The sequence below is a fragment of the Chromohalobacter sp. 48-RD10 genome, from assembly GCF_029889785.1.
In the GTDB taxonomy this organism is placed as follows: domain Bacteria; phylum Pseudomonadota; class Gammaproteobacteria; order Pseudomonadales; family Halomonadaceae; genus Chromohalobacter.
In genome coordinates this window covers 111,343-137,267 of sequence record NZ_JARANX010000002.1, presented here as the reverse complement: position 1 = coordinate 137,267, position 25,925 = coordinate 111,343, and the positions used below count along the sequence as shown (strand labels likewise).

Here is a 25,925-nt window from a genome sequence, read left to right as displayed (position 1 = left end):
CGGTGCAGGCAGCGTAAAGATGAGGGAAGAAGCTGTCACAGTGCTTGGCAAGGGGCGGGAGTTGATGCGCGTGCTATACCCGCGAGCTGATGCGATTGAGTCCTTTGTGACGTGAGCGTCCGTCGGCTTCATACATCGTGCTGCCGGCGGCTTCCTTCAGGAAGTTGAGCATACGCTGGTTCTGTTCCATGCGGTTCATGGCCAGCAGGCCATTGATGCGGTTGAGCTGACGCGCTTCTTCGCCGGTAGTGCGCAGTTGGTGCCAGCTATCTTGTCGCTGCACCTCGGTGGCGGCACGTTCGGCGCCTTGGCGGCTTTCGCCGTGGCCTTGTTCTTGCAGCAGTCGGCGGCGTTCGGTGTCGAGCGTTTCCAGTTCGGCGGCGACCTGGGACTTCGCCTCGGCGAGGCGTTCCAGCTCGGGGCCATCGACCTCGCCCTGGGACAAGGATTGCCGCTCCTCGCGCAGCAAGGTGACGAAGCGCTGCATGGTGTCGAGTTGGCGATCCAGTGTTTCGGCGAGCGACATGGTTCCTCGTTCCTTTTTAGCGAGTCTTCGGGCTAGGTATCAGCTCTCGGACGTGTCGCCGAGCAAGTCGCGGACACTGTCGATCAGGCCATCGGCGATTTTGCCGGTATCAAGCTCCAACTGGCCATCGCTGATAGCCTGGCGGATTTCGTCGATACGCGCGGTATCGATGTCCTGGCTGGTGTCGGCTTCATTGCTCTGACTCAGCGTGGTGATGCTTGCCGGCGAACCGGCTTGCGCGGTGTCACCACCACGCGGCGGCGTGCGCTGGGTGGCGTCACTCTGTTCGCTCTGTGAGGCCTGAGTGGGCGGATGCAGGTTGGAAATTTTCACAATTGAGCTCTCTTGCAGCGCGGGCTTGTACCCTGTATCGGCCACGGTGACAAAAACTGTAGGGCATTGACCGCACCTTTTTGCATGAGGTGAGCCACTGCCACGCTGCCTGCATTGTAGCGTCTGTCGACGTGTCTATCAGTAACGGACTGCGAGTCTTCCTCGTGCATCGACCTGGCCTCGAAGTACGTTTCCATCCGGCATGCGGGCGCGGATCGAGTCGCCTTTGCCACCATTGTTCAATGCCTCGCCTTCGCGCGTCACCGAAAAGCCCTCGCCGCCAGCAATGAGCGTCACGGATTCGCCGCGATGGACGAGATAAGGCTGGCGAAGCCTGTCACCGCGCAATGCCATGCCTTGGGCAAGGCGCTGAGTGACGACCTTGCCGATGGCCTGGCTGGGGTCATCAAGGGCATTGCGAGGGCGGCGCGAGACATCGGCGCGTTCCCAGTCGAGCATGTCGGCACTAAGGCGATCACCACGCTTGATGGCTGTGGACGCTACCAAAAAGCGCACGCTGGCGGAGACGGTGGCCTGCACATAGCGTACCTGCTCATCGTTGCTGCAACGTATGCCGACCATGACCCGCCCCTGTGGGACACCTTCGCGAGGTAGAAACGGCTGCGGCGAGTGGCATTCGGGAAGCCGCGAGGTATCGCTTTTAAGCTCGACCCCAACATCGTCTCCCAGGGATGCGGCCTGACTCATCAAGAAATGTCGGGCGGCATGGGCGATGTCGTCATCCGGCGTCGCTAGCGCTGCGGGCGTTATCGCGAGCATCAACAAGCCAACGAACCCGCTGAACAGGCACGTGTGGTTAAGTGCTCGAATTGCCTTGCCAACGATGCGCTGCATTGAGTGAACCTGAAAGAGTGCTAGATCGAAAGCCGATGGCACGATTCTAGTGCGAGACTGCAACAAGCAAAGGTGGAAATGGCGCTCAAATGTCGGCCTGTTTAGTCGTTTGCTGTGACGGCGGCGCGTCTATTCTGCACCGTGCACATTTCCCCATATCTCATGAAGGGGAACGAACCGCGACACGAACGCGATGACAGGGACACAGGGCATGATCGACAAGCTTTCAGGCTACCTGGATCACCATCAGGAGGCACTTAGCCTTCGCCACGAGCGCCAGAAGGTATTGGCCAACAATATTGCCAATGCCGATACGCCGAATTACAAGGCGCGCGATTTCGACTTTTCGGCGGAGCTGGATCGCGCCATGGAGTCTGGCGGGAGCGGCCGTGAAGGCGGCTTGTCGCTGACCACGACGTCCGCGCGCCACATTCCTGCTCAGGCAGCGGGTGACGGCGGTGTCCATGATCTGCTGTACCGCGTGCCTGAGCAGCCGAGCCTGGATGGCAATACCGTTGATATGGATCGCGAGCGTACCGCGTTCGCCGACAACGCACTGCGCTATCAGGCCAATACGACGATTTTGACGAGCAAGATTCAGGGCATCAAAGGTGCCATGCAGCCTGAAAGGTAAGGAATCGCTATGTCCATGTTCAGCATTTTCGATATTTCCTCCTCGGCGATGAGTGCGCAGTCGCAGCGCATGAATACCACCGCCAGCAATATGGCCAATGCCGATAGCGTGGCTGGCCCCGATGGCGAGCCGTATCGCGCCAAGCACGTCATGTTTCAGGCTCAGTCCCAAGGTGGCAGTGAGCTGGGCGGTGTGCGTGCGACCGAGGTGGTCGAGGACGATTCACCACCGCGTATGGAGTACCGCCCCGAGCATCCCCTGGTAAATGAAGATGGCTACGTGGCCATGCCCAATGTCGATCCGGCCGACGAAATGGTCGACATGATCGCGGCATCACGTTCCTACCAGGCCAATGTCGAGGTCATGAACACCAGTAAGTCACTGATGAGTCAGACGCTCACCATCGGACAAGGTTAACGGAGAGAGAGATGGCTAGCTCGGTAATCGGCAGCAATACGCTTGCCACGATCAACGGCACGCCCAATGCCAATGACGCGAACGAGACCCGTACCACGGGTACGAAGTCCTCGCAGGATCTCAACGACCGCTTCATGACGTTGTTGATCACCCAGATGCAGAACCAAGATCCGACGAAGCCGATGGACAACTCGGATATGACGGCGCAGCTGGCACAGATCAACACCGTCAGCGGCATTCAGGACCTCAACGATTCGCTGGGCGAGATCAACAATCAGATCGATGCCGGCAAGACAATGCAGGCTTCGTCGTTGATCGGCCAGGGCGTGATGGTGCCGGGCAGTACCGTGCGCGTGGGTGAAGGTGAAGATGGCGGCACCGTGGCCACACCGCTGGGCGCCGAGCTGGAAACGGGTGCCGACGAGCTCGAGATCACCATCACCAATGGCTCCGGCCAGGTGGTCCACCAGAGTGTCGAGGAAAACGTGCCGGCGGGCGTGCAGGCTTTCGATTGGTCGGGTACGGGGATGGATGGTAATCCCGTGGCTGAAGGCGCCTATAACGTTGAGATGACGGCCAAGGTCGGTGGTGAAGACGTCTCCGCCACGCCGCTCAACTACGCCATGGTGCAGGGGGTGACCTCTGGTGAGAGCGGGCCGACCCTCGACTTGGGAACATCCGATAGCGTCGCCCTCGACGACGTGCGCCAGATTCTTTGATCACGACTTACTCTTTGATGTTTTTACGACTTCTATAACGCGGGGAAGGGAAAATGGGCTTTTCACAATCATTGAGCGGGGTTAACGCAGCCTCGTCGCAGTTGGACACCATCGGCAACAATATCTCCAACTCGCAGACCGTGGGGTTCAAGAGTGGCACGACGCAGTTTGCGGATATCTTCGCTAACGGCCAGGGGCTGGGCACGCGCGTCTCGGACACGGTGCAGGACTTCGGTACCGGCAGTCTCGAAACCACCGGACGTAGTCTCGACCTGGCCATCGCCGGCGATGGCTTCTTCCAGTTTTCACAGAACGAGCAAATGGCGTATTCGCGCAACGGTCAGTTGACGATGAGCGCCGACGGCTATTTCGAGAACGCCCAGGGCGCACGTCTGACCGACCAGCAGGGTGAAGAGCTCCAGATCACCGAGTTTAGTCAGGGGTCTCAGGCAACGGGCACTCAAACTGGCGTTCAAGCCGAGTTCAACTTGGATGCCGAGGCCGAAACGATTGATCGTGGGGGTGATACGGGTGATCCCGTCGATTTTGATCCCGAGAACGCAGACACATATTCCTATGCAACCAACGCTGGGAGCGTCTATGACTCACAAGGTGTCGGGCATGACATGACGCTCTATTATACGAAGACAGGGGCTAATCAATGGGAAACTCGGGCGTCAATTTCTAATCCTTATGACCCGGATGGTGCTGCTGTTTTCAGCGACAATGACTTCTCTGCGTCGGGTGGTAATCAGATCACTTTCGATTCCAATGGGGCAATCGAGAGCGGCGCACAGCTTGAAAACATGGGCTTTGATTTAACCCAAGGTGGGACGGTCAACGTCGGTGCCGATAATCCTGAGTTCGATATCGACCTCGCTAATACCACCCAGTATGGCGCCGATTTTGAGCTGAGAAACTTTGCTCAGGACGGACGTAGCTCGGGTACTTTCGTGGGCGTGGACATCACCGAGAACGGTGAAATCATGGCCAACTATTCCAACGGCAATAGCGGCGAAGTGGGCACCATCGGGATGGCCGACTTCCGCAATCCCGAGGGTTTGTCACCACAGGGCGACAACCTGTGGACGGCGACCGATGCGTCTGGCGCGGCATTGACGGGGCAGGCGGGCACCGGTCAGCTCGGGAGTCTGGAATCGGGCACCGTGGAAGCCTCCAACGTCGACCTGACGCAGGAGCTGGTGGACATGATCATCGCCCAGCGCAACTTCCAGGCCAACAACAATGCCATTCAGACGCAATCCGACGTCATGGAAGCGGTTACCAACTTGCGTTAACGCCTAAGCCGGCCGGCCGTTTTGGTCGGCTTCATTCGTTGTGAGTCGAGCAGGACGATCAGCATGGATCGGATTATCTATACCGCCGGTAGCGGCGCCAGCCAATCGATGAATCAGCAGGCAGTGGTCAGTCACAATCTGTCCAACGTCTCGACACCGGGGTTTCGCGCTGAACTCGATGCGATGCGCGCGGTGCCGGTGGAAGGTGACGGCCGCCTGGCAACACGTTCCACGGTGGCGGCGACGACCCCGGGTACCGACTTCTCGCCGGGTACCATGAACGCGACAGGGCGGCGCCTGGATGTCGCGATGCAAGACGATGCCTTCCTTGCGATTCAGGATCCGCAAGGTGGCGAGGCCTATACCAAGCGTGGCGATCTGCAGGTCAATGCGGATGGCATGTTGACCGTCAAGGGCGAGCCCGTCATGGGCGATAACAACGCCCCGGTCGTGGTGCCGCCGGATGCGGATTTCTCGATTGGCTCGGATGGTTCGATCAGTGTCATCGAGGCCGGGGCCAATCCCGATGAAATCGCGCAGGTGGAGCGTTTGAAGCTGGTCACGCCGGATCAGCAGGCATTGACGCGTGGCGACGATGGCTGGTTTCGCCTGCCGCCGGGTGAGGATGCCGAGATAGCAGCACCGCAACCCCAGGACGAGGATGCGCGTCTGCAATCCGGCGTACTGGAAGGCAGTAACGTCAGCGCCACCGATGCCATGGTTTCCATGATCGATGGCGCGCGTCGCTACGATATGCTGATGAAGGTGATCGAAAGCGCCGACCAGAACGCGCAACGCGCCAATAGCTTGTTGTCGATTCAAGCCTAATCGCGCCCACGAATTTCCGGCACCGCTCCGCGGTGCCCTCTAACAGGTAAGAGTCATGATTAGATCGCTGTGGACGGCCAAGACGGGGCTTGAATCCCAACAGGTCAAGCTCGATGTCATTTCCAACAATCTGGCTAACGTTTCGACCAATGGCTTCAAGCGCTCGCGGCCCGTGTTCGAGGACCTGCTCTATCAGAACGTGCGTCAGCCCGGTGCGCAGGCCTCAGCGGTGGATACGCTGCCTTCCGGCTTGCAGGTAGGTACCGGGGTGCGCCCGGTTGCCACCGAGCGTTTGCATACTCAGGGCGGCTTGCAGAACACCGATAACTCCAAGGATATGGCTATCAATGGCGATGGCTTCTTTGCGGTGCAGATGCCTGACGGTAGCTCGGCGTATACCCGTGACGGCAGCTTCCAGATCGATGAGAACGGTCAGATGGTCACTGCGGGGGGCTATCCGCTGGAGCCGCCCATCGTGATCCCGGAAAACGCGCTGTCGGTGTCGGTTTCCCAGGATGGCGTGGTGTCCGTGACGCAGCCCGGCGACACTGGCACGCAGGAAGTCGGCCAGCTCATGGTGTCCAAGTTCATCAACCCTGCCGGCTTGGAGAGCATGGGCGAGAACCTCTATCAGGAAACCGATGCCTCCGGTCCCCGCAATGAGTTGATTCCGGGCATGGAAGGTGCTGGGCGGTTGTATCAAGGCTACGTCGAGACCTCCAACGTCAACGTGGTGGAGGAGATGGTCAGCATGATCGAGACCCAGCGTGCCTATGAAATCAACAGCAAGGCGGTGGAAACGTCCGATCAGATGCTGTCGCGCCTGACGCAGCTGTGAGGAGTCGCGTCGTGAAAAGGGTGGACGTGGAAAGAGGGATGAGCGTAACCGACGACGATAGGCCGCGCTCGGTGATGGGCGGATTCATGGCTGGCCGCGACGGGCTTGGCATCTTGGCGCGGGGGCTATGTCTGCTCGTGCTATTGATGATGAGTGGCTGCGCACAGTTGCCGCATGAGTCGGTGGTGCCGGATACCGGGCCGGTGAGCTATCCCGAGGCGCCAATGTCGCAGCCCAATGGGGCGATTTATCAGGCGCGCTACGGATATCAGCCGCTCTTTCAGGATCGGCGTCCGCGTCAGCTCGGCGACATCATCACGATCACGATCAACGAAGATGTCAGTGCCAGCAAGGATTCCTCGGCCAATGCCAACCGTGAGGGCAGCATGGGACTGGATCTGGAGACGATCCCTGACCTGATGAGCTTTCTCGAGGACAACGGCCTGGATGTCTCTGGCGAGAACGATTTCGAAGGCAGCGGTGGCGCGAGTGCCAGTAATACGTTCACCGGCACCTTGACGGCGACGGTGGTGGATATTCGGCCCAACGGCAATCTAAGCATTCGTGGGGAAAAGCGTATCGCCATCAATCAGGGCACCGAGTACATCCGTTTCTCCGGAGTCGTCGATCCACGTTCGGTGACGACGCAGAACACCGTGCCTTCTGGGCAGGTAGCCGATGCACGTATCGAATACGTGGGTGATGGTTATATCAACGAGGCGCAGCACATGGGTTGGCTCCAGCGTCTCTGGCTGAATATTGCGCCTTTCTGATGAGTGCGCCTTTCTGATGAGGATGAGATACGCCATGAGAAGTTTGCTGCGCTGGATGGGCGTGCTGCTGTTGTGCGGGGTCTGCGCCGCTCCCGCGCAGGCCGAACGCATTCGTGACCTGGCGAGCTTTGCCGGGGTCCGCGAGAACCAGCTAGTGGGCTACGGCTTGGTCGTGGGCTTGGATGGCACGGGCGATCAGACGACGCAGACGCCGTTTACGGGTCAGACGTTGATCAACATGCTCTCGCAGTTGGGCGTGAGCGTTCCCGAAGGTACCAATATGCAGCTGCGCAACGTAGCCGCCGTCATGGTGACGGCGCAGATGCCTCCCTTCGCGCGTCAGGGCCAGGACATGGATATCACCGTTTCCTCGATGGGGAACGCCGACAGCCTGCGTGGCGGCACGCTACTGATGACGCCGCTGCGCGGGGTGGATGGCAACGTATACGCGATGGCACAGGGCAATTTGCTAGTCGGTGGTGTGGGTGCCCAGCAGGCCGGCAACAGTGTTCAGGTCAATCACACGGCGGCCGGGCGGATCCCCGGTGGGGCCACGGTCGAGCAGGAAGTGGCCCTGCGCCTGGGGCACGGTGACGGCACGCTGGATCTTTACCTCAATGAGTCCGACTTCACCACGGCGCAGCGTGTGGTCGAGGCCATCAATCAGGAGTTCGGTACGCCCGTGGCAGCGGCGATGGACGGTCGCTTGATTCGCTTGAAATCGCCCAGTGACAGCAACTCGCGGGTCAATTTCATGGCACGTATCCAGAACCTGGATGTCACGCCCAACCAAGGCCCGGCCAAGGTCATCGTCAATTCGCGTACCGGTTCGGTGGTCCTCAATCGTGAGGTGACTCTGGATCGCGCGGCGGTGGCGCACGGCAATCTCTCGGTGACCATCGATTCCACTCCTCAGGTCAGTCAGCCCAATCCTCTGAGCGAGGGCGATACCGCGGTGGTGCCGGATGCAGATATTTCCATCCAACAGGAAGGCGGGGCGCTGCAAATGGTCAATACCAGCGCCGATCTCATGGATGTCGTTAACGCGCTCAATGCGCTGGGCGCTTCACCCCAGGACTTGATGTCGATTCTGCAGGCGCTGAAGTCCGCAGGCGCGCTCAATGCGGAACTGGAGATCATTTGATGAGTGTCGATGGGCTCAGCAATCAGTTCGCACTCGATGTTCAGTCCTTGTCGCGGCTCAAGCATACGGCGAGTCAATCGCCCGAGAAGGGGCTCTCCCAAGCGGCGGATCAGTTTGAGGCCGTGTTCCTGCAGATGATGCTCAAGAGCATGCGAGATGCGATTCCACAGTCCGATCTGCTCAACAGCAATGCGACCGATACCTATACGTCGATGCTCGACAAGCAATGGGCACAAAAGCTCTCGGGTGATATCGGGCTCTCGGACATGCTGGTCGAGCAGTTGCAGGGTAGAGGCATTGTCGGCCGCGATGACGCCGTGACGCGCAGCGATCTGATTGCCGGTATCCCGCGTGGTACGCCACGTGTGTTGAGCGATCCTGTAGTTCCCAAAGATACAGCTCCCAAAGATACAGTTCCCGAGGATACAGTCACCAAGGATGACGCTGCGATGCAGGCATCCGGTGCCTCGTCTGCAGGGTCGGCGACGCCGGATGCGGCGGAAAATCGCGCGACACGACCATCGGTGGCGGAGGCCGATACGGGTGAGACACGTGCGGCGCCGCATGTCGAAGAATTCTTGTCGCGCTTGCGTGAGCCTGCCGAGGCGGCTGCCCAGGATAGCGGTGTACCCGCGTCATTGATTCTGGCGCAAGCGGCATTGGAAACCGGTTGGGGCGAGCGCGAGATCCCCACCCGCGATGGCGGCAATAGCCATAACCTCTTCGGTATCAAGGCCAGCGATGGCTGGGACGGTGACGCCACGAGCATCATGACCACGGAGTATGTCGATGGACGTGCCCGCCAGCAAAGCGATGACTTCCGTGTTTACGACTCCTTTGAGGCCGCCTTCAAGGACTACGCACACTTGATCGGTGATGATCCGCGTTATGCCGATGTGGTCACGGCATCGACAGCGCAGAATGCGGCGCGTGCCTTGCAATCCGGCGGTTATGCTACCGACCCGAATTATGCCGATAAGGTGATCGAGGTCATGGATCAGATCGATGATGGCCTCGAAAGCGGTCCGGCGCTGGCCAGTGCCAGCGAGCGCTCCGGGACGGGTGAAGCGGCTGACGATGCCGACCCCTATGGTATGTCGCGTATGCCCACGGGTATTTTCTGAGCGGTCGCATGGATTTTTCCTCAAGCCCTGCGCGGACTTGCCGATATAACAAGTAACCCTTATTCGTCGTACCGGCCACCTTTCCTATAGCGTCCGGTGCCCCTAGCCAGGAAAACGTGTCATGAGCATTTTCTCGATTGGCCAGAGTGGCCTCAATGCGGCCCAGGCAGCGTTGTCGACCACCAGTAACAACCTGAGCAATGTCAACACCGAAGGCTATAACCGCCAGTTGCCGATTCTCGGGGAAAGTTACAGCAATGGCTCGACGGGCACAGGGGTCTCGGTCGACGAGGTGCAGCGCCAGTTCAACAGCTACGTCACCGAGCAGTACAACGACGCCAATAGCCAGACAAGTGCTCTGGAAAGCTATCAGAGTCAGGTTTCGCAGATTGATAACCTGCTGGCCGATAGTGAAGCGGGGCTAGCGCCCCTGATGCAGGACTTCTTCTCCAGCCTGGACGATCTCTCCGGCGCAGCATCCGATCCCGCCGCTCGCGAAGGAGTGCTGGGTTCGGCGTCGTCCATGGCGGCGCAGTTTCGGTCGTTCGACTCCTACCTGGGCGACATGCGCAGCAGCCTCAATGGGCAGCTCGAAGGGGCAGTGACGGACATCAACAACACCGCCACGCAGATTGCCTCGCTCAATGACCAGATCACCCAGGCGCGTGCCAAGTCCGGCGAAGAGCCTAATACGCTGCTCGACAAGCGCGACAAGCTGGTGTCCGATCTCAATGAATTGGTGGGCGCGGACCTGAACGTCCAGGATGGCGATACTTACAACATCAATCTGGAAAATGGCCAGCCGCTGGTCTCGGGCACGAAAAGCCATGACCTCGAAGCGGTGTCCTCCAGCGAAGATCCATCGCGTACGGTGATCGGTTATCGAGACGCGGGGGGCAACGTCAATCAGATCGATGAGAGCGCTTTCGAGAACGGCGAGCTGGGTGGCTTGCTGTCGTTCCGCAGTGAAACGCTGGACAGCGTACAGAACCAGCTCGGTCGCATGACAGCGGTGCTCGGCTCGGAGTTCAATGCCATCCACGAAAATGGCAAGGATCTCAACGGTGACGATGGCGAGGCCTTCTTCAATATTGGCTCGCCGCGCGTGATGAGCAATAGCGAGAATGACGGCAACGGTGAGGTCACTGCCGAATACAGCGATGTCAGCGAGCTGACATCGAGCGATTATCGTATTACCGCCACCGAAGATGACGGCGTTTACGAGGCCGAGCGGCTTTCCGATGGCAAAACGACCACGCTGCCGGATCCGGATACTGGTGAAATGACGGTGGATGGCGTTTCCTTGACGTTCTCAGGTGACGTCCAAGAAGGCGATAGCTTTATGCTGCAGCCCACGCGCACCGCGTCGCAGGACTTCGAAGTGGCGATCAGCGAGGGCTCGGAGATTGCCGCTGCGAGTAGTGAAGGCGGTAGCGGTAACAATGAAAACGCTCTGTCGCTGCTCGACTTGCAGAGCGAGAAAATCGTCGGCGGAACATCGTCGGTCAGCGACGCTTACGCCTCCCTGGTCAATGACGTGGGTAATACCACCAACATCACGCAGGTCAACCTGGACGCGCAATCGGGACTCACCGAGCAACTGCGCGAGTATCAGCAGTCTGAGTCGGGCGTGAACCTGGATGAAGAGTACGCCAATCTGGTCCGTTATCAGCAGTATTACCAGGCCAATGCACGGGTCATCGATGTGGGGTCGAGCGTCCTCGATTCGGTTCTGCAGTTGCGTTGATGTCGCTGATCGAGCGACGCAGTGATTTTGTGGGTTTCGTTCCCGAATACAATACGGCGCTGGGTGAACTCAGCGTGGTGACGAGGTAAGCAAACATGCGTATCAGCACCGTGACGATGTACGAGCAGGGCGTTTCGGCGATGAACCGCCAGCAGGCCGATTTCACGGAGGTCGGTCAGCAGATCGCTTCCGGTAAGCGTGTGGTGAATCCTTCCGATGATCCGCGTGCCGCCTCGCGCGCGGTAGGCGTGTCGCAGTCTTTGGCTGTCAACGCGCAGCAGGAAAGTAGCCGAACGACCGCGCGGAATTCTCTGAGTCAGGAAGAAAGCGTCCTCGACAGCGTCAGCGATGCCATCGGCTCGGCCAAGTCCATGGTCGTGCAAGCCGGTAACGGTACCTTGAGCGATGCCGACCGTGAGTCGCTGGCGTCTGACCTCGAGGGCACGTTCGAAACCCTGGTGGGGCAGGCCAATACCACTGATGGCAACGGTACCTATCTGTTCAGCGGTTACGAGGACAACGCCAAGGCTTTCTCGCGCACCAGTCACGACGGCAGTGTCGATACCGTTAGTTACAAGGGTGACGATAACGTCAAGCATCAGAAAATCGATGCCGAGCGGTCGATGGCCACCAGCGACACGGGCGCCGATGTGTTCACGAAATTCTCGTCGGGTAGCGAGTATATCGCCGAAGCCGGCGAGGGGAATACGGGGAGTATGACGTTCTCGGGGCCTGATGTCCGTGATGCCGATGCCGAAGGCTACGGTGATTCTTATGAGGTCTCGTTCGCTGAGAATGACGGTGACCTCGAATATACCGTTACCAACGCCAACACTGATGAAGTGACAACGGCTGATTACACTGATGGCGAGACCATCGAATTCGGTGGCCTGGCACTTACGATGGAAGGTGAGCCGGCAGACGGCGATTCGTTGAGCGTCACGCCGGGTGCTGATATGAGCCAAGAGCAGGCCAGCCTGTTCAAGACCCTCGGCGATACCATCAATGCCCTGCGTCAGCCCGTCGAGACCGATGCCGATCAGGCCGCGCTGGACAACACCCTGTCTACCGCGAGCCGCAAGTTGGATGCCTCGCTGGATAACGTGCTGACCACCCGGGCCTCTGTCGGCGCACGCATGAATGAGCTTGACGCCCTGGACGATGTCGGCGGTAACCGCGAGATTGCTTACGAGCAGACGCGATCCGATCTGGTCGATCTGGATTACAACTCGGCAATCTCGGATTACATGCTGAGTAAAGTCGGGCTCCAGGCATCACAGAAATCGTTTGCCGATATCCAGCAGATGTCCCTGTTCCAGTATCTCAACTAGATACCGGTCGAACCTCGTAGATCGTGCCCGAACGCAAAACGCCACGTCCGCAAGGACGTGGCGTTTTGCGTTCAGTTGGATAGGCAGCCTAGCCGCCCGCTAGACGCTGCACCACTTCCTGCATGGTATTCAGGCTGTCGCTGAAGATGATTTCCAGAAAGCGCAGCAGGTCCGGCATCAGTGCCATCAGCAACACGACGCCAGTGGTCAGGGTCATGGGAAAGCCTATCGAGAAGATCGACAACTGCGGCGAGGCGCGGTTGAGGACTCCAAGCGTCAGGTTGATGATCAGTAGCGAGACGATCAAGGGCAATGCCATCAGCACGCCGGACTTGAATAGTTCATCTCCCCAGTAGGCGATGAGCTCGCCGGCGCTGCCATCCACTCTAGGGCCGCCGATGGGCAGAGTCTGGAATGAGTTGGCGAGTATCTCCAGCGTCATCAAATGGCCGTTGAGCGCCAGGAACATGAGCAGGGTGATCATCTGAAAGATGCGCGACAGCACCATGCTGTTACCCACGCCCGGCGTGAAGAAGGTGGCAAACGCCAGCCCCATTTGCAGACCGATGAATTCGCCGGCGGCTTGCACCACCGCGATGGTCACGCGGAGTACCATACCCATGGCGACCCCGATCAGCATTTCCTGCATGAAGATGCCAAGTGCTGCGACCGAGAAGATCGGCGTGTCGGGCATGGGGGGCAGCGTCGGTGCGATGACCACCGCCAACAGTGCGCCCAGTACGATCGAAACCTGGCGCGGTACGCCATGCTGGTTCCATATCGGCGTGGCCGTGAGGAAGGCCAGGATGCGCACGAACGGCCAAAAGAATAGCGTCAGCCATTCATGCAATTGGTCGAACGTTACCTGAACCATAGACGTCTAGCTGACCATCGTAGGCAGGTTCTGAAACAAATTGCGGGTAAAGTCGATCATGGTTTGAATCAACCACGGGCCTGCCACGACCAAAGCGCCGAAGACGCCCAGTATCTTGGGGATGAAGGTCAACGTCATCTCATTGATTTGCGTCGCCGCTTGAAACAAGCTGACCAGCAGGCCGATCAGCAAGGCTGTCATCAACAGGGGGCCGGCGAGCATCAGCGTAACTTTCATGCCCTGATATGCCAGCCCCATGACCATTTCAGGTGTCATGGTAGCGTCTCTCTATCTCTGCCTACATATAGAAGCTGTCGGCCAGCGAGCCGATGAGCAAATTCCAACCGTCGACGAGCACGAATAGCATGAGCTTGAAGGGCAGTGAAATCGTCGCCGGTGGCACCATCATCATCCCCAGTGCCATCAGCACACTGGCGACCACCAGGTCGATGATCAGAAACGGAATGAAGATACTGAAACCGATCTGGAACGCGGTCTTCAGCTCGCTGGTCATGAAGGCCGGTATCAGCAGGCGCATCGGGACATCCTCGGGGCCCTGCATTTCATCGGCGTCGGCCATGCGCGCAAAGAGCGCCAGGTCGGTTTCGCGCGTCTGGGCGAACATGAACTCACGAAAAGGCTGACTGCCTTGTTGCATGGCTTGTTCGAGGCTGATCTGATCCTCGGAGAAAGGTACCCATGCTTGTTCATGCACACGGTCGATGACCGGTGACATGATGAAAAACGTCATGAACAACGCCAGGCCCAGCAAAACCTGGTTGGGCGGCGTCGACTGGGTGCCGATAGCCGTGCGCAGCAGGCTCAACACGATGATGATGCGGGTAAAGCAGGTCATGCCCAGGAGCAGTGCGGGCAAGAAGGCCAGCGAGCTGAGAAACAGCAGCGTCTGCAGGCTCAACGACCATTGCTGACCGCCGTCCCCCGTGGGTTCGGTGACAATGCCCGGGAGTTCCTGCCCCCAGCCCAGCGCGGGCCAGGCTAGCAATAGCATTGCCAGGCCACGACGCAGCATGGTGGCGACGTCTATCCGAGCGGGGATGGCGGCGACGTTCATCGATCTAATTCCTTGTCCGCAGTCGCACCATCCTGAGATTGCGAGGAAGGTGAATCCGGCGATTTGCGTCCCATATTCTGCGCCAGTGCTTGGCGAAAGCGTTGGGCGAAGCTGCCGCTAAGCGGAGCCGGAGACTCCGTCATGGGTGTGTCGCTCGCCTCGGCGGCTGGCATATCCTTGAGCAGAGTGACCTGATTGCCACCGACGCCGAGTACCAGCCAGCGTCCGTCGATCTCGACGACAGTGACGCGCTCGCGTTGGCCGATGGCAGTGTTGGATACCACCTTGACGTGTTGGGACGCGCGCAGACGTCCCGGTGTCAGGCGGCGCAGCAGCCAGGCACATAGCAATATAATGGCGACGATAAGCGCCAGAGAGAGGGCGGTCTTGCCGACCCAGGCCATTCCCATTGCAGCGTCACCGCCACTGTCGAGCGATACGGCCGCCTCGCGTGCACTGTCGGCGACACTCATTTGTTCAGCTTTTTGACGCGTTCCGAAGGAGTGATGATCTCGGTGATGCGGATACCGTACTTGTCATCCACGACCACGACTTCGCCCTGCGCGATCAAATAGCCGTTGATGAGAATATCCATGGGTTCGCCGGCCAGGCCATCCAGTTCGATCACCGAGCCTTGGGCGAGCTCAAGCAATTGCTTGATGGTGATACGCGTACGTCCCAGCTCCACGCTGAGCTTGACCGGGATATCCATGATCATCTCGAGGTCGCGCGGCGTCGTGCCGGCTGCTCCCTCGTCGAGCTGCTTGAACACTTCATGGTCGGCATTTTGCGCCCGTGATGCGTTTTCGCTCGACGTGATGTCGGCGCTTTCTTCTTCGGTCGACTGTTGCTCGGCCATTGCTGCCGCCCACAGGTCTTCTTCCGCATCGGCAGCGCTTTCGTCGTTGTCTTTGGACGCATCGCTGTCTTTGGATGCATCGCTATCCTTGGACGCATCTTGCTCTGCCATGGCGTCGGCCCACTCGTCCTCGGTGCCTTTCTGATCGGGGTTCTTGGAATCAGTCATCTTTCGGATCCTTCGCTGCAACTTGGCTCGAGCCGTGTTCGATGAGGTGCCGAACGCGCAATGCGCGTTGGGATTTTTGGCTGCCGTAATCGCACGTCATCACTGGAATACCGTCGACGCTGACATTCACCGCCTCGGGTAATTCGATGGGGATGATGTCGCCCACCGACAGCTGGGTGACATCCCGCAGACGCAAGGGGATGTCGACGAAATCGGCGGTCAGCTCCACGTCCGAGTGGCGGATCTCTTGGGCCATGCGCGCTTCCCACTGCTGCTCCTCGTCGGGATGCGTGTCATGCAGAGGACTGGCAAGCGTGTCGCGGATCGGCTCGATCATCGAGTAGGGAATGCAGATGTTGAACTCGCTGGAGAGATTGCCGACCTCGACGTGGAAGGTGGTGTTGACGACGATCTCGTTGGGCGAGTTGGTGATATTGGCGAACTTCACCTGCAGTTCCGATCGTATGTATTCGATATCCAGGGGATAGACCGATTTCCACGATTCGCTGTAGCCCTCCAGCGCCAGCTTTAGCATGCGGTGGATGATGCGCTGTTCGGTGCGCGTGAACTCACGTCCCTCGGATTTGGTGAGGAAGCGTCCGTCCCCGCCGAACAAGTTGTCGACCACCATGAAGACCAGGCTGGGTGGAAATACCACCAGTGCCGAGCCACGCAATGGTTTCATGGTGATCAGATTGAGGTTGGTGGGCACCGGGAGGTTACGCGAGAACTCGCTATAGCTTTGATAGCGAACGCTTTCAACCGTGATGTCGGCGCTACGCCGCATCAGGTTGAAAAGCGCTACGCGGAACTGGCGGGCGAAGCGTTCGTTGATAATATCCAGCGCATGGAGCCGCTCGCGTATGATGCGATGCTGCTTGGCGGGATCGAACGGACGCACCTTCCCCTGGCGCGAAGTATCGTCTTCCTTCGCGCTATCCTCGTCACCGCTCACGCCCTTTAGGAGCGCGTCGATCTCTTCCTGCGAGAGCAGATCGTCTTGGGACATGTCGTCTTATTGCACAATGAATTCGGAAAATAGCACGCCGGTGACGTCCAGGGGCGGCTGCGGCTCGGCCAATGGTTCGTCGAACAGCGTCAGAATCTGATTGGCAAGGCGTTGCTTGCCCTCGGGCTTGACGAGAGCCCCGGCTTTTTGACTGGAAAGCAGCATCAGCAAGCGACTGCGTACCTCCGGCATGTATTGCTCGAGGACCTCTTTCGTCTTGTCGTCACCCACTTTCAAGGAGAGCCCGACATAGAGAAGACGCTCACTGTATTCATCGTCCTGCAAGTTGACCGTGAACGGTTCGATCTTGACGAAAATCGGCGCCGGTGCCTCTTTGGGCTCGCTCGGCTCTTCGTTGGCCGATGCTTCCTGGCGCGAGTCCATGAGCAGGTAGACACCAATGGAGCTGCCGACCGAGAACAGGACGATCAGGAGCCCTATTAGCCATAGGGACTTGGCGCGCTTGTTGGTTTTGGCCATCGTTTATGTCATTCACTTCGACGTAGATGAGTGGGCCGATTATGGCGATAGGAAGGGCTATTCGATTGCTCGAATAGAAAGCTTCACGCACGCCACTTCGGGCTTTGTCGAGACGGCTACTGTGGACATCCCTCACGTGTTATCGGCAGCTAGGCTCACGCATAAAGGCTAATGCCCGAAGACGCGATATATTGCAGTGGCGTTTCGGTCAGGCTCTGCATGTCAGCGTTTGCGTCACCGGCAGCGAATAGCCCACTTTGGGCGTCACCTCGAGAGCCGGGTTGCCCCTGTTGCTCACCGGTTTGCTGCTGGAACTGATCCTGCTCACCGACGGAGGTCTCGCCCAGGGAGATACCGCTATCGGCGAGGGCTTCGCGCAATTGTGGGATTGCTGCTTCCAGGGCGTGACGTACGGTACCGTGAGCGGAGAAGAACTGCAGGTTGGCCTGCTGCTGATCGCCCATCTTGAGCGAAACGCTCAATGGGCCTAGTTCAGGAGGGTGCAGCCGCAATTCGGCCTGTTGGTCACCGCGCTGTGCCATGCGCACGACCTGCTGGCCGAGCGATTGTCCCCATTCGGCCATGCCGACTTGGGGCGTCAGTGTCGCGGTGGCGGATGCGCCGGCTGCAGCACTGGCATTGGCAGCGGCACCAGCGGTGGCGTTGGTGGCATTACCTGAGGTGGCATTGTGGCCCAGGTTGGTGAATAGCGATGAGTCGTTGCCTTGTCGTTCCAGGCCCTGCTGTCTGGTCAGTGTGTCGCCACGTTGTGCATCGGCGACGGCTTGCCCCTGTTGTACCAGGGTGGCACCGAAGGCCGCCGCCGGGGAGATTTGGGCATTGCCTTGTGACGACTGCCCCGAAGCGCTTTGTGCGTTCTGCATCAGTTGGGCGAGAGACTGAGTGTCTTGGCCTTTACCTGTGTTCGACGCGGCGTTGGTCAGCTGTGCCATGAGGTCCTGGCGCGAGAGGGCATCGCCCGCGCCGTCCCGCATGCCGCTGGAGGATTGCTGAATGAGCAGCATGCGTTGCTGAATGTCGTTGAGCGAAAGCTCGCCACCTTGGCTGGCAACTGCACCGCCGGCTCCCCCCTGAGCTTGCGCGGTGCCATTAGCATTGGCTGCGGCATTCGTCGGCAGTTGCGCGACGAGTAGCGCCGCCAGAGCATCGGTAGAGAGTTCCGAACCGTCCTGTTGCGCATCGTCGCCCAACGCTTGCTGTATTTCCCCCAGGCGATCAGTGAGGGCTTCGAGCTGGCTGGCATCACCGCTTTCGAGCCAGTCGCTGAGCAGCTTGGCATCATCGCCGTCTTGCATCAGCTCGTTAAGCGCTGTGACGAGATCGTTACCGTCCTGACTTGCGGTGTCCTTTGACAGCAATTCGGTGCCGGCATCGCCCTTGGCATCCGAGCCGCTACGGGCCTTGCCGAGGAGGCTTGCAAACGGTGAGGCGCTGTCGTCGACATTTCTGCCGCCACGTGTCTCGCCCGCGTTGCCGAGGTTGGACGCGGAGGCTTGATTACTGCCTTGAAGGTTGGTGAGCAGGGCAATATCCATGAGCATGCCTCGTCAAAAGCGGTTATTGGAATGCGTGGTATGCGTCGAGGTGACGTCGAGACCGCGGTCGTTTTCCTGCTGGCGCGACATGCGCGCCGACATCTCATCGAAGAACTGCTGCTCACGCCGCGTGGCGCGTTTCTGTTCGACCTGTTCGCGGCGTGACACCAGCGTATCGTACGTGTTGAGCTTGCGCCGCTCGCCTTGCCACGCTTGTTGCTGGCGGTCGAGTTGGCGTTGCTGGTCGTGAAACACTTTGCGCTGGCTGGCGATGGCCTGATCGAGGGAGGCCAGAAACTGTTGGTAATTGTGCCAGTTGGCAGGCTCGATGCCCTGCTCCATGCTCTTGTCGAGACGCTGACGGTATTCGTGCCGATAGTTCAAGAGCTGGTCCAGGCGCTGCTGCGTTTCCTGCAGACTGCGACGGGAGTGTCCCACCGACTGCGCCGCCTGATCGCAGGTTTCCTGCGCCAGTTCCTTGAGTGTGGAGAGCGGTGAGCGTGCGTTCATGAGAGCTCCTTACCGCGATGCAGAGTGAATGACATCAGCGCGTCTCCGGAAATAGCGATGCTAGAGCGTCCAGCGTCGCGGTGACATCGGCTTGTTCGTAGATTCCCTGCTGGAGAAAACCTTCGAGACGCGGATAAAGAGAGACGGCGCGGTCGAGCTGCGGGTCGTGACCCGCGGCGTAAGCGCCGACGCTGATCAGGTCGCGATTGCGTTGATAACTCGAGAAAAGCTGTTTGAAGCGTTTCGCCCGACGCTGGTGGGCGCCTTCGGTGATCTCGGTCATCGCACGGCTGATCGAGGCTTCGATATCGATGGCGGGGTAGTGCCCGCTCTCCGACAGGTCTCGTGAGAGCACGACGTGGCCATCGAGAATGGCGCGCGCGGCATCGGCGATGGGGTCCTGTTGGTCGTCGCCTTCGGTCAGCACGGTATAGAAAGCAGTGATTGACCCCCCGCCGGGTTTGCCGTTGCCGGCACGCTCGACTAGTCCGGGCAGGCGCGCGAAGACGGACGGCGGATAGCCTTTGGTGGCGGGCGGTTCGCCCACTGCGAGGGCGATCTCGCGCATGGCCATGGCGTAGCGTGTCAAGGAGTCCATGATCAACAGGACGTTACGTCCTTCGTCACGGAAGCCTTCGGCGATACGCGTGGCGTAGGCGGCACCTTGCAAGCGTTGCAGCGGCGAAACGTCGGCAGGCGCAGCGACGACCACGGCGCGCTCGCGCCCCTCGGTGCCCAGGATGTTCTCGATGAACTCCTTGACCTCGCGACCACGCTCGCCGATCAGGCCGACGACGATGACATCGGCCTGGGTGTAACGCGACATCATGCCGAGCAACACACTCTTTCCTACCCCTGAGCCTGCGAAAAGTCCCATGCGCTGCCCACGTCCGACGCTCAACAAGCCGTTGATGGCACGAATGCCGACATCGATCACGGACTCGATGGGGGCGCGATCCAGCGGATTGATGGGCCGCGTGTTCAATGGGGCATGCGGGGCGTTCTCCAGTGAGCCCTTGCCGTCGAGGGCACGACCGTTGCCGTCCAGCACGCGTCCGAGGAGTGCGTCGCCGAGGGGGAAACGGCGTGCGCTGGCGGCATCGCGCTGATTGTTGCCCAGCATCAGCACGCGTGCACCCGGCACCAAGCCCTGGGTATCGCCTAGCGGCATGAGAAACAGTCGATCTCCGGCAAAACCAACCACTTCGGCTTCGGCATACTCGGTATGCCCATGCTGGGCGAGTTCCACCAGGCACGCGCTGCCCAGAGGCAGACGCAAGCCGGTCGCTTCGAGCACCAGGCCGGTGGCACGCACGATCTTGCCGTGGGGGCGACGTGTATCCAGCTCCTCGATACGCTGTGTGACCTTACCTAGGGCGCGCTGCCAATGGGCGCCGTGAGAGGTCTCGTTGTGCGTGTCGGCAAGGTGCGTCTCAGTCATCACCGGCCTCCGGCCCCGTTGCCGGGGAAGGTGCGACATGGCGCTGTCGACGCTGATTCAACGCGGTTTGCCAGCGTGTCTCGAGCGTGGCGTCGAGTCCGCCGGTGGCGCTTTCGGCACGACACCCGCCGCGTTGCAGCGAGGCGTCTTCGTGCAGCGTCCAGTGAGCGACTTCGAGCTCGTTGCCGACATGATCGTTGACCAGCGCCAGGTCGTCGGGGTGTAGCCACAACTGAGTGGGGCCGTCGAGCACGGGCTCCTCGTGGAGTAGCTGGCGAACCAGCGTCACGACGTGCTCGGGTGTGGCGATCAACGCTTCGTCGGCCAGGTGCTTGCCGGTGAGCATGGCCAACTCGACGAGCTGGTCGGCGAGTTGGGTGTCCATCGTATCCAGCGCAGCGCGGAACTCGCTAGCGAGTTGGCCAAGAGGGGCGAGGGCGTCGTCGAGCTGGCGCTTGGCTTCTTGATCGCCTGCCTCGCGCCCCTCCTGGAGCCCTTTTTCGTAACCGGCCTGGCGGCTTTCTTCGAAGCCGGCGTCATAACCTTCGCGATAGGCGCTTTCGCGGGTCTTGTGGTGCAGTGCTTCGCGTTCTTCGATGAGACGCTGACGCTGCTCGCGCCGGCGTTGTTCGAAGCGTTGTGCACGGTCGAGTTGATCGTTGCCGTCGTGACTGTCACGCGGCAGCTCGTCCATGCGCCAGGGGCGCCAGCGTTGGTCGTCCGGTGTATGAATGACGTCGTCGGATAGCGGCTTGTCAGACATAGCTGTCGTCACCTCCGCTCAATACGATTTCGCCGTTGTCGGCCAGGCGGCGCACCACCTGCAGGATCGCTTTCTGCTCGGTCTCGACCTGGGAAACCCGCACCGGGCCGCGTGCTTCGAGGTCTTCGCGCATCAGCGTGGCCGCACGTTGCGACATGTTTTGAGTGATCTTGTCGATGAGGGCTTCTTGAGCCCCCTTGAGAGCCACGACCAGCGAGTTGGTATCGACTTCCTTGAGAATGAGCTGAATACCACGATCGTCGATGTCGAGAATGTTCTCGAACAAGAACATTTCGTCGATGATCCGCTGTGCGAGGTCGTCGTTGTGCGCCCGTACGGCATCGATGACGACTTCTTCTTGGGACGAGTTCATCAGATTGAGGATCTCGGCGGCGGTTCTCACGCCCCCCATCTTGCTGCGCTTGACGTTCTGGCCGTCGAGCATGCTGCCGAGTACTTCGGTTAGCTCCTGCAATGCCGCTGGTTGCACGCCGCTGAACGTCGCGATACGCAGCACGATATCGTTGCGCAGCTTCTCATCGAGTTGTTCGAGCACATCGGCGGCCAAGTTGCGGTCCAGGTGGATGACGATGGTGGCGATGATCTGCGGATGCTCGTCGCGGATCATCTCGGCCACGGTGGTACTCTCCATCAGGTTCAGCGCGTCGATGCCCGAGGCGGAGCCGGTCGTCTCGAGAATGTCCTCGATCACGCTGTTGGCTCGCTCGCTTCCCAGCGCTTTGGTGAGCACGGTTCGAATGTGCTCGCTGCTGTGCAGGTTGACGGCAGAGAACTGCTCCACTTCATCGTGGAACTCTTTGAGAGCCTCCTCCATTTCCTGGTGCGAGATTTGATTCAAGGAGGCCATCTCCAGGCTGATTTCCTGGACCTCCTTATTGCCGAGGTACTTGAAGACCTCGGCGGCACTGTCCTCGTCCAACGAAAGCAGCAGAATTGCGCTTCGGCGAGCGCCACTCATCTTACTCATGGGAACCCATCCACCCTCTGACGATCATGGCGACGAGACGCGGGTCTTCCTGAGCGATCTCACGTACGTCACGGAGGTTTTGCTCATAGCTGGCTGAGCGCCGTTCACGCCGCTTCTGTGGCGGCACCGGCGGTTCTTCCTCGGCGCCAGCTGTCTCGGCTTGAGTAGTTGCATAGGCCTCGGCACCACCGTCTCCACCGGCACCGGCAGTCGCACCGGCAGGACTTGGCGTGGCCGGTGTAAAGGCAGGGCGTTCGGTCTGGCGTTGAACCAGCGGGCGCAATACCTTGAACCACAGGAACAGGGCGACTAGGCCGATCAGCAGGTATTTGCCCAGCGTGGCGGCCAGCGACCACAACAAGGTAGATTCCCACCAGGGTGGTTCGGGGGCCTTTTCGTTGGTGTCGTCAAAGGGCGAGTTGACGACCTTGAGCTGGTCGCCACGTGCTGCCGAGAAGCCCATGGCCTGCTGTACGAGGCTGCGGATGTTGGCGATCTCGTCGTCGCTCAGGGGCACTCGCGCCGGGTTGCCATCTTCATCGACGCCGTCGCGGTAATTGACTACGATGGCGGCATTGAGGCGTTCGATGGCACCGGTCTGGTGCTGAACGTGCTCGACCTGGTGATCGACCTCGTAATTGATGGTGTTGTCGCGGCTGGTGCGTCCCAGGGCGGCGTTTTCCTGGGTCGCAGCGTTGTCGCCATCCTCAGCCTGAGCGTCATCGTCTTGTGTGTCGTCGCCTTCGCCATCATTGTTTTCCTGTGGTGCATTGATGGGCGACGCTGCGGTACCGGGAGGTTGATTGCTCAACGCTCCAGGAATCCCCATGGCCAGGTCAGAATCACCGCTGTAGGTGATGCTCGATTGCTCGCTACGTACGGCGGCTTCATTGGGTGGCTGGTTGGGGGAATAGGTTTCGCTGGTGCCTTCGCGCTTGGAAAAATCGAGCTGGGCGGAGACTTCGGCCTTGACGTTACGCGCGCCGAGGATGGGCGCCAGAATCGATTCGATACGCTCGGCATAGCTGCGCTCGACGCGGGCAACGTAATCCAGCTGCGTGCCGCTGAGCGCGTCGTTGCCATCACTGGCAGGAGAGAGCAGGCTGCCTGTCTGGTCGACGATGGAAATATCATCGGTCGCGAGCTCGGAAACGCTACTCGACACCAGATGCATGATCGCCTGCACCTGGCCTTCGCCGAGAACACGCCCGCGCTGGAGGTCGAGCATGACGGAAGCGCTGGCGGGCTCGCTCTCGCGGACGAAGACTGACGGCTTGGCCATGGCGAGGTGAACGCGGGCATGAGAGACCGGCCCAAGGTCTTCGATGGTGCGCGACAGTTCGCCCTCGAGCGCGCGTTGATAATTGACATGCTCGGTGAACTGGCTGATGCCGAACGACTGTTCGTCCATCAGTTCATAGCCCACGCCGGAGGCTTCCGGCAAGCCTTGTTCGGCGAGCTGCATGCGTAGCTTGTTAACCCGGTCGGCGGGTACCAGCAGTGCCTGACCGTTCTCGCTGAACTCGTAGGGCACGCCCATGCTGTCGAGCTCCGAGACGATCTTTCCGCCATCTTCCTGAGTGAGCGTCGAATACAACACGCGGTAATCGGGGGAGCTTGCCCACATCAAAAGCGCGGCGATAACTGCGACGCTCGCGGCGGCGGCGATAATCAGCGGTACGCGCGGGTTACTACGCAGTCGGGCGACAAACGATTGAGCACCGCCCGAGGCGGCGTTGCCTTGACGTTGTCCTGATGTACCTTGGTTGGCCTCGGTCGAAGAGGATGCTGCGGTGCTCATGTCATCCTCCGGCAACGCCGGGGTAGGCACTGAAAAGGTTCAGCGGCAAGCATGGGGGTGTCCAACTCCAGAATTCGGCGCATCGTTTGACGCCTCATGACGGTGCGATCGATACCGTTACGAAGCGTATGTGTGATGACGGCCATTATGTGGAGTCAAGAAAACCCTAAAGGGTGGAAAAGCCGATGTTTTAAGTCCCAATTGCAGATATGGCGCAGGCCAGGTTACTGATAAGGTTCATCAACGTATTCCAAAGCTGTTTGATCAGCGGAGAAAAGTCATGAGTGCACCGGCCATTTCCCAGGCACTTCAGCAAATGCAGTCCATGGCCAATCAGGCGGGCCAGATGCCCGGGACCCAGGTCAATACGTCAGTCGGAAGCGGTGGTTTTACCGGTGAATTGCACAGCGCGATTTCACGCATCAATAGCTTAAAGCAGAGTGCCAACGCTCAGGCTAAAGCGTTCGAGGCGGGTGAGCCGGGCGTGGAGCTCAACGATGTCATGGTCGATATGCAAAAGGCCAGTATTGCCTTTGAAATGGGCAAGCAGGTACGCAACCGCTTTGTGACTGCCTATAAGGATGTCATGAATATGCAGGTGTAATGCGATAGCGGTCACCCAGGCACCGTCACCCCGGCGGTGTAACGTGTCTTGGCTCTTACCGTGAGCTGACGCTGCTCTTGTCGGTAACGCCGCGACTTCTCTACCGGTAACGTCGCAAGAAGCGCGTGTCGATATAGCGCTTGAGCCGCAAGGCCAAGCGGCCACCTCGCCAGTGTTCTCCGTAAAGTGCCAATCCCTTGTCGTGCATGTCCACGATGGATAGTGCCGTTGCCGGTGGCTGGTAGTCACTCAGTGGCGTGTCATTCTGCAGGGCAATCAGATTCTGCAGTAGCACGGGGCCTTGGCGAACGCCTTCGATACCGCGCTTGGGGAGGCTTTGATCGGTCAGCGAGGCGCAGTCGCCGACGGCGAAGATCGTCGTGTGTTCCTCGCTTTGTAGCGTTGCCTTGATGCAGATGCCGTTGTCGTCGAGCGCCAGTGGCAGATCGGCGACGCAGTACGCGGGGCGCAATCCCGTGGCGAGGACGATGTCATCGGGTAAGACGTCGAGGGTGTCGAGCCATCCGGCGCCACCATCGAAGGCCACGTTGGGTTGCCAGTCGACGCCCAGGCGTGAGAGCTGACTGCTGGCCCAGCGTGATGCTGTCTCCGGTGCGGCGGGCAATAAGCGTGAGTGGCGCGTGACAAGCCGAATAGTGTTGGCGGCCCCGAGGCGTTGGCTCAGCCCTGCCAGATTGGCGGCCATTTCCACGCCGGAAGGTCCGCCACCGACCACGACCATATGCAAAGCCTGGCGTTGCTGGGCGGTATCGAGCACATGCTGGCGTAGCGCATCGAGACGCTCGATGGGCTTGACGTGCCAGTAGCGCGCGTCGCCCCAGGCAGGAACGGTCGCGCCAGTTGGGGTCGGCGGTACGACGTCGCTGCCCACGTTGAGCGAGAGTACATCAAAGTCGATGTGATGACCGTCGGCCAGGAAAACATGCTTGGTGTGCACGTCGAGTGCCACGAAAGGCGCTGTAACATGCTCGATGCCATGGCGCGCGGAGAGGGCAGCGATGTCGAGGCTGCAGGCATCACGCGGTGCACCACCGAGCAGCCGTGCGGCCATGCCCGAATACCAGAAACGCGTGGGGGCCACGAGTGTGATGCGATAGCCGGCGCGACGTAATGCGGTAGCGTGTTTCAACAAGTGGAGGTGCGCGTGACCGGCACCTACCAGCACCAGATGCGTCGTCATGAAGGCGTGTTTCCTCGGGCCAGGCGGCC

At 59.8% G+C, this 25,925-nt stretch carries 29 protein-coding genes; 12 read left to right on the top strand and 17 right to left on the bottom strand.

Features of this window, described 5'->3' with window-relative positions; genetic code table 11:
- Positions 1 to 73: 73 nt before the first annotated feature.
- The 3 genes from OP496_RS03475 to flgA form a co-directional block, all read right to left on the bottom strand.
- Complete coding sequence (locus OP496_RS03475; RefSeq protein ID WP_280562079.1) at positions 74 to 526, bottom strand: flagellar protein FlgN; 453 nt, start codon at positions 524 to 526, stop codon at positions 74 to 76.
- 39 nt (positions 527 to 565) lie between these two features.
- Positions 566 to 859, bottom strand: a complete 294-nt coding sequence (gene flgM / locus OP496_RS03470) for a flagellar biosynthesis anti-sigma factor FlgM (RefSeq protein ID WP_280562078.1) — start codon at positions 857 to 859, stop codon at positions 566 to 568.
- A 138-nt stretch (positions 860 to 997) separates the two neighbouring features.
- Positions 998 to 1,714: a flagellar basal body P-ring formation chaperone FlgA gene (gene flgA, locus OP496_RS03465; protein ID WP_280562077.1), complete on the bottom strand. Its 717-nt coding sequence runs from the start codon at positions 1,712 to 1,714 to the stop codon at positions 998 to 1,000.
- Between the two features lie 211 nt (positions 1,715 to 1,925).
- On the opposite strand from flgA, the gene flgB reads away from it, so the two are divergent.
- The 11 genes from flgB (at position 1,926) to flgL (ending at position 12,567) form a co-directional block, all read left to right on the top strand.
- A complete protein-coding gene (gene flgB, locus OP496_RS03460) occupies positions 1,926 to 2,348 on the top strand; it encodes a flagellar basal body rod protein FlgB (protein WP_280562076.1) in 423 nt (140 codons plus the stop codon).
- Between the two features lie 9 nt (positions 2,349 to 2,357).
- Entirely contained in the window at positions 2,358 to 2,765 is a 408-nt protein-coding gene (gene flgC, locus OP496_RS03455; protein ID WP_280562074.1) for a flagellar basal body rod protein FlgC, read from the top strand.
- 11 nt (positions 2,766 to 2,776) lie between these two features.
- On the top strand, positions 2,777 to 3,484 hold the full coding sequence (locus tag OP496_RS03450) for a flagellar hook assembly protein FlgD (RefSeq protein ID WP_280562072.1): 708 nt from the start codon (positions 2,777 to 2,779) through the stop codon (positions 3,482 to 3,484).
- A 53-nt stretch (positions 3,485 to 3,537) separates the two neighbouring features.
- A complete protein-coding gene (locus tag OP496_RS03445; protein WP_280562071.1) occupies positions 3,538 to 4,782 on the top strand; it encodes a flagellar hook protein FlgE in 1,245 nt (414 codons plus the stop codon).
- 63 nt (positions 4,783 to 4,845) lie between these two features.
- A complete protein-coding gene (locus OP496_RS03440; RefSeq protein WP_280562070.1) occupies positions 4,846 to 5,610 on the top strand; it encodes a flagellar basal body rod protein FlgF in 765 nt (254 codons plus the stop codon).
- 55 nt (positions 5,611 to 5,665) lie between these two features.
- The gene (gene flgG / locus OP496_RS03435; RefSeq protein ID WP_280562069.1) at positions 5,666 to 6,448 is read left to right on the top strand and encodes a flagellar basal-body rod protein FlgG; all 783 of its coding nucleotides are present in this window, start codon (positions 5,666 to 5,668) and stop codon (positions 6,446 to 6,448) included.
- Between the two features lie 86 nt (positions 6,449 to 6,534).
- A complete protein-coding gene (locus OP496_RS03430) occupies positions 6,535 to 7,221 on the top strand; it encodes a flagellar basal body L-ring protein FlgH (protein ID WP_280562377.1) in 687 nt (228 codons plus the stop codon).
- 34 nt (positions 7,222 to 7,255) lie between these two features.
- A complete protein-coding gene (locus tag OP496_RS03425) occupies positions 7,256 to 8,365 on the top strand; it encodes a flagellar basal body P-ring protein FlgI (protein ID WP_280562067.1) in 1,110 nt (369 codons plus the stop codon).
- On the top strand, positions 8,365 to 9,489 hold the full coding sequence (flgJ, locus tag OP496_RS03420; protein WP_280562066.1) for a flagellar assembly peptidoglycan hydrolase FlgJ: 1,125 nt from the start codon (positions 8,365 to 8,367) through the stop codon (positions 9,487 to 9,489). Before OP496_RS03425 ends, flgJ begins: the two co-directional genes overlap by 1 nt.
- A gap of 121 nt (positions 9,490 to 9,610) precedes the next feature.
- Positions 9,611 to 11,236 (top strand): flagellar hook-associated protein FlgK, encoded by a 1,626-nt coding sequence (gene flgK, locus OP496_RS03415; RefSeq protein ID WP_280562065.1) that lies wholly within the window; start codon positions 9,611 to 9,613, stop codon positions 11,234 to 11,236.
- A 95-nt stretch (positions 11,237 to 11,331) separates the two neighbouring features.
- Positions 11,332 to 12,567 carry a flagellar hook-associated protein FlgL gene (flgL, locus tag OP496_RS03410; protein WP_280562064.1) on the top strand — a complete coding sequence of 412 codons (1,236 nt, stop codon included), beginning with the start codon at positions 11,332 to 11,334 and terminating at the stop codon, positions 12,565 to 12,567.
- Between the two features lie 88 nt (positions 12,568 to 12,655).
- Here the strand turns inward: flgL and fliR are convergent, their stop codons facing one another.
- From fliR to fliF, 13 genes are all read right to left on the bottom strand, one after another.
- On the bottom strand, positions 12,656 to 13,441 hold the full coding sequence (gene fliR, locus OP496_RS03405) for a flagellar biosynthetic protein FliR (RefSeq protein ID WP_280562062.1): 786 nt from the start codon (positions 13,439 to 13,441) through the stop codon (positions 12,656 to 12,658).
- 6 nt (positions 13,442 to 13,447) lie between these two features.
- Entirely contained in the window at positions 13,448 to 13,717 is a 270-nt protein-coding gene (gene fliQ, locus OP496_RS03400) for a flagellar biosynthesis protein FliQ (protein WP_280562061.1), read from the bottom strand.
- A 22-nt stretch (positions 13,718 to 13,739) separates the two neighbouring features.
- Positions 13,740 to 14,474 (bottom strand): flagellar type III secretion system pore protein FliP, encoded by a 735-nt coding sequence (fliP, locus tag OP496_RS03395; RefSeq protein WP_280562376.1) that lies wholly within the window; start codon positions 14,472 to 14,474, stop codon positions 13,740 to 13,742.
- Positions 14,475 to 14,512: 38 nt separating this feature from the next.
- On the bottom strand, positions 14,513 to 14,989 hold the full coding sequence (gene fliO, locus OP496_RS03390) for a flagellar biosynthetic protein FliO (protein WP_280562060.1): 477 nt from the start codon (positions 14,987 to 14,989) through the stop codon (positions 14,513 to 14,515).
- Entirely contained in the window at positions 14,986 to 15,543 is a 558-nt protein-coding gene (gene fliN / locus OP496_RS03385; protein ID WP_280562059.1) for a flagellar motor switch protein FliN, read from the bottom strand. The genes fliO and fliN overlap by 4 nt, the downstream gene beginning before the upstream one ends.
- Complete coding sequence (gene fliM / locus OP496_RS03380) at positions 15,536 to 16,552, bottom strand: flagellar motor switch protein FliM (protein WP_280562058.1); 1,017 nt, start codon at positions 16,550 to 16,552, stop codon at positions 15,536 to 15,538. The genes fliN and fliM overlap by 8 nt, the downstream gene beginning before the upstream one ends.
- 6 nt (positions 16,553 to 16,558) lie before the next feature.
- Positions 16,559 to 17,032: a flagellar basal body-associated protein FliL gene (gene fliL / locus OP496_RS03375; RefSeq protein ID WP_280562057.1), complete on the bottom strand. Its 474-nt coding sequence runs from the start codon at positions 17,030 to 17,032 to the stop codon at positions 16,559 to 16,561.
- Positions 17,033 to 17,187: 155 nt separating this feature from the next.
- Positions 17,188 to 18,588 (bottom strand): flagellar hook-length control protein FliK, encoded by a 1,401-nt coding sequence (locus OP496_RS03370; RefSeq protein ID WP_280562056.1) that lies wholly within the window; start codon positions 18,586 to 18,588, stop codon positions 17,188 to 17,190.
- 12 nt (positions 18,589 to 18,600) lie between these two features.
- Complete coding sequence (gene fliJ, locus OP496_RS03365) at positions 18,601 to 19,098, bottom strand: flagellar export protein FliJ (RefSeq protein ID WP_280562055.1); 498 nt, start codon at positions 19,096 to 19,098, stop codon at positions 18,601 to 18,603.
- Positions 19,099 to 19,132: 34 nt separating this feature from the next.
- Positions 19,133 to 20,539, bottom strand: a complete 1,407-nt coding sequence (gene fliI, locus OP496_RS03360) for a flagellar protein export ATPase FliI (protein WP_280562054.1) — start codon at positions 20,537 to 20,539, stop codon at positions 19,133 to 19,135.
- Positions 20,532 to 21,302, bottom strand: coding sequence for a flagellar assembly protein FliH (locus OP496_RS03355; RefSeq protein WP_280562053.1), 771 nt, complete (start codon positions 21,300 to 21,302; stop codon positions 20,532 to 20,534). The genes fliI and OP496_RS03355 overlap by 8 nt, the downstream gene beginning before the upstream one ends.
- A complete protein-coding gene (gene fliG / locus OP496_RS03350) occupies positions 21,295 to 22,290 on the bottom strand; it encodes a flagellar motor switch protein FliG (protein WP_280562052.1) in 996 nt (331 codons plus the stop codon). Before fliG ends, OP496_RS03355 begins: the two co-directional genes overlap by 8 nt.
- Positions 22,283 to 24,091, bottom strand: coding sequence for a flagellar basal-body MS-ring/collar protein FliF (gene fliF / locus OP496_RS03345; protein ID WP_280562051.1), 1,809 nt, complete (start codon positions 24,089 to 24,091; stop codon positions 22,283 to 22,285). Before fliF ends, fliG begins: the two co-directional genes overlap by 8 nt.
- A 280-nt stretch (positions 24,092 to 24,371) precedes the next feature.
- Here fliF and fliE point away from each other — a divergent pair, with 280 nt between their 5' ends.
- Complete coding sequence (fliE, locus tag OP496_RS03340; protein ID WP_280562050.1) at positions 24,372 to 24,695, top strand: flagellar hook-basal body complex protein FliE; 324 nt, start codon at positions 24,372 to 24,374, stop codon at positions 24,693 to 24,695.
- Between the two features lie 100 nt (positions 24,696 to 24,795).
- Here fliE and OP496_RS03335 read toward each other — a convergent pair whose 3' ends face one another.
- Positions 24,796 to 25,896, bottom strand: a complete 1,101-nt coding sequence (locus tag OP496_RS03335; RefSeq protein ID WP_280562049.1) for an FAD-dependent oxidoreductase — start codon at positions 25,894 to 25,896, stop codon at positions 24,796 to 24,798.
- Positions 25,897 to 25,925 lie beyond the last annotated feature (29 nt).

Bases quoted from the DNA above. Each gene is read 5' to 3' on its own strand.
- OP496_RS03450 (WP_280562072.1), top strand. From the start codon at position 2,777: ATGGCTAGCTCGGTAATCGGCAGCAATACGCTTGCCACGATCAACGGC.
- fliG (WP_280562052.1), bottom strand. From the start codon at position 22,290: ATGAGTAAGATGAGTGGCGCTCGCCGAAGCGCAATTCTGCTGCTTTCG.
- fliI (WP_280562054.1), bottom strand. From the start codon at position 20,539: ATGACTGAGACGCACCTTGCCGACACGCACAACGAGACCTCTCACGGC.
- flgJ (WP_280562066.1), top strand. From the start codon at position 8,365: ATGAGTGTCGATGGGCTCAGCAATCAGTTCGCACTCGATGTTCAGTCC.
- fliE (WP_280562050.1), top strand. From the start codon at position 24,372: ATGAGTGCACCGGCCATTTCCCAGGCACTTCAGCAAATGCAGTCCATG.
- flgA (WP_280562077.1), bottom strand. From the start codon at position 1,714: ATGCAGCGCATCGTTGGCAAGGCAATTCGAGCACTTAACCACACGTGC.
- flgK (WP_280562065.1), top strand. From the start codon at position 9,611: ATGAGCATTTTCTCGATTGGCCAGAGTGGCCTCAATGCGGCCCAGGCA.
- fliP (WP_280562376.1), bottom strand. From the start codon at position 14,474: ATGCTGCGTCGTGGCCTGGCAATGCTATTGCTAGCCTGGCCCGCGCTG.
- fliN (WP_280562059.1), bottom strand. From the start codon at position 15,543: ATGACTGATTCCAAGAACCCCGATCAGAAAGGCACCGAGGACGAGTGG.
- OP496_RS03425 (WP_280562067.1), top strand. From the start codon at position 7,256: ATGAGAAGTTTGCTGCGCTGGATGGGCGTGCTGCTGTTGTGCGGGGTC.
- OP496_RS03440 (WP_280562070.1), top strand. From the start codon at position 4,846: ATGGATCGGATTATCTATACCGCCGGTAGCGGCGCCAGCCAATCGATG.
- fliF (WP_280562051.1), bottom strand. From the start codon at position 24,091: ATGAGCACCGCAGCATCCTCTTCGACCGAGGCCAACCAAGGTACATCA.
- flgL (WP_280562064.1), top strand. From the start codon at position 11,332: ATGCGTATCAGCACCGTGACGATGTACGAGCAGGGCGTTTCGGCGATG.
- fliO (WP_280562060.1), bottom strand. From the start codon at position 14,989: ATGAGTGTCGCCGACAGTGCACGCGAGGCGGCCGTATCGCTCGACAGT.
- OP496_RS03430 (WP_280562377.1), top strand. From the start codon at position 6,535: ATGGCTGGCCGCGACGGGCTTGGCATCTTGGCGCGGGGGCTATGTCTG.
- OP496_RS03355 (WP_280562053.1), bottom strand. From the start codon at position 21,302: ATGTCTGACAAGCCGCTATCCGACGACGTCATTCATACACCGGACGAC.
- flgG (WP_280562069.1), top strand. From the start codon at position 5,666: ATGATTAGATCGCTGTGGACGGCCAAGACGGGGCTTGAATCCCAACAG.
- fliJ (WP_280562055.1), bottom strand. From the start codon at position 19,098: ATGAACGCACGCTCACCGCTCTCCACACTCAAGGAACTGGCGCAGGAA.
- fliL (WP_280562057.1), bottom strand. From the start codon at position 17,032: ATGGCCAAAACCAACAAGCGCGCCAAGTCCCTATGGCTAATAGGGCTC.
- OP496_RS03445 (WP_280562071.1), top strand. From the start codon at position 3,538: ATGGGCTTTTCACAATCATTGAGCGGGGTTAACGCAGCCTCGTCGCAG.
- fliM (WP_280562058.1), bottom strand. From the start codon at position 16,552: ATGTCCCAAGACGATCTGCTCTCGCAGGAAGAGATCGACGCGCTCCTA.
- fliR (WP_280562062.1), bottom strand. From the start codon at position 13,441: ATGGTTCAGGTAACGTTCGACCAATTGCATGAATGGCTGACGCTATTC.
- flgC (WP_280562074.1), top strand. From the start codon at position 2,358: ATGTCCATGTTCAGCATTTTCGATATTTCCTCCTCGGCGATGAGTGCG.
- OP496_RS03335 (WP_280562049.1), bottom strand. From the start codon at position 25,896: ATGACGACGCATCTGGTGCTGGTAGGTGCCGGTCACGCGCACCTCCAC.
- flgB (WP_280562076.1), top strand. From the start codon at position 1,926: ATGATCGACAAGCTTTCAGGCTACCTGGATCACCATCAGGAGGCACTT.
- OP496_RS03370 (WP_280562056.1), bottom strand. From the start codon at position 18,588: ATGGATATTGCCCTGCTCACCAACCTTCAAGGCAGTAATCAAGCCTCC.
- fliQ (WP_280562061.1), bottom strand. From the start codon at position 13,717: ATGACACCTGAAATGGTCATGGGGCTGGCATATCAGGGCATGAAAGTT.
- OP496_RS03475 (WP_280562079.1), bottom strand. From the start codon at position 526: ATGTCGCTCGCCGAAACACTGGATCGCCAACTCGACACCATGCAGCGC.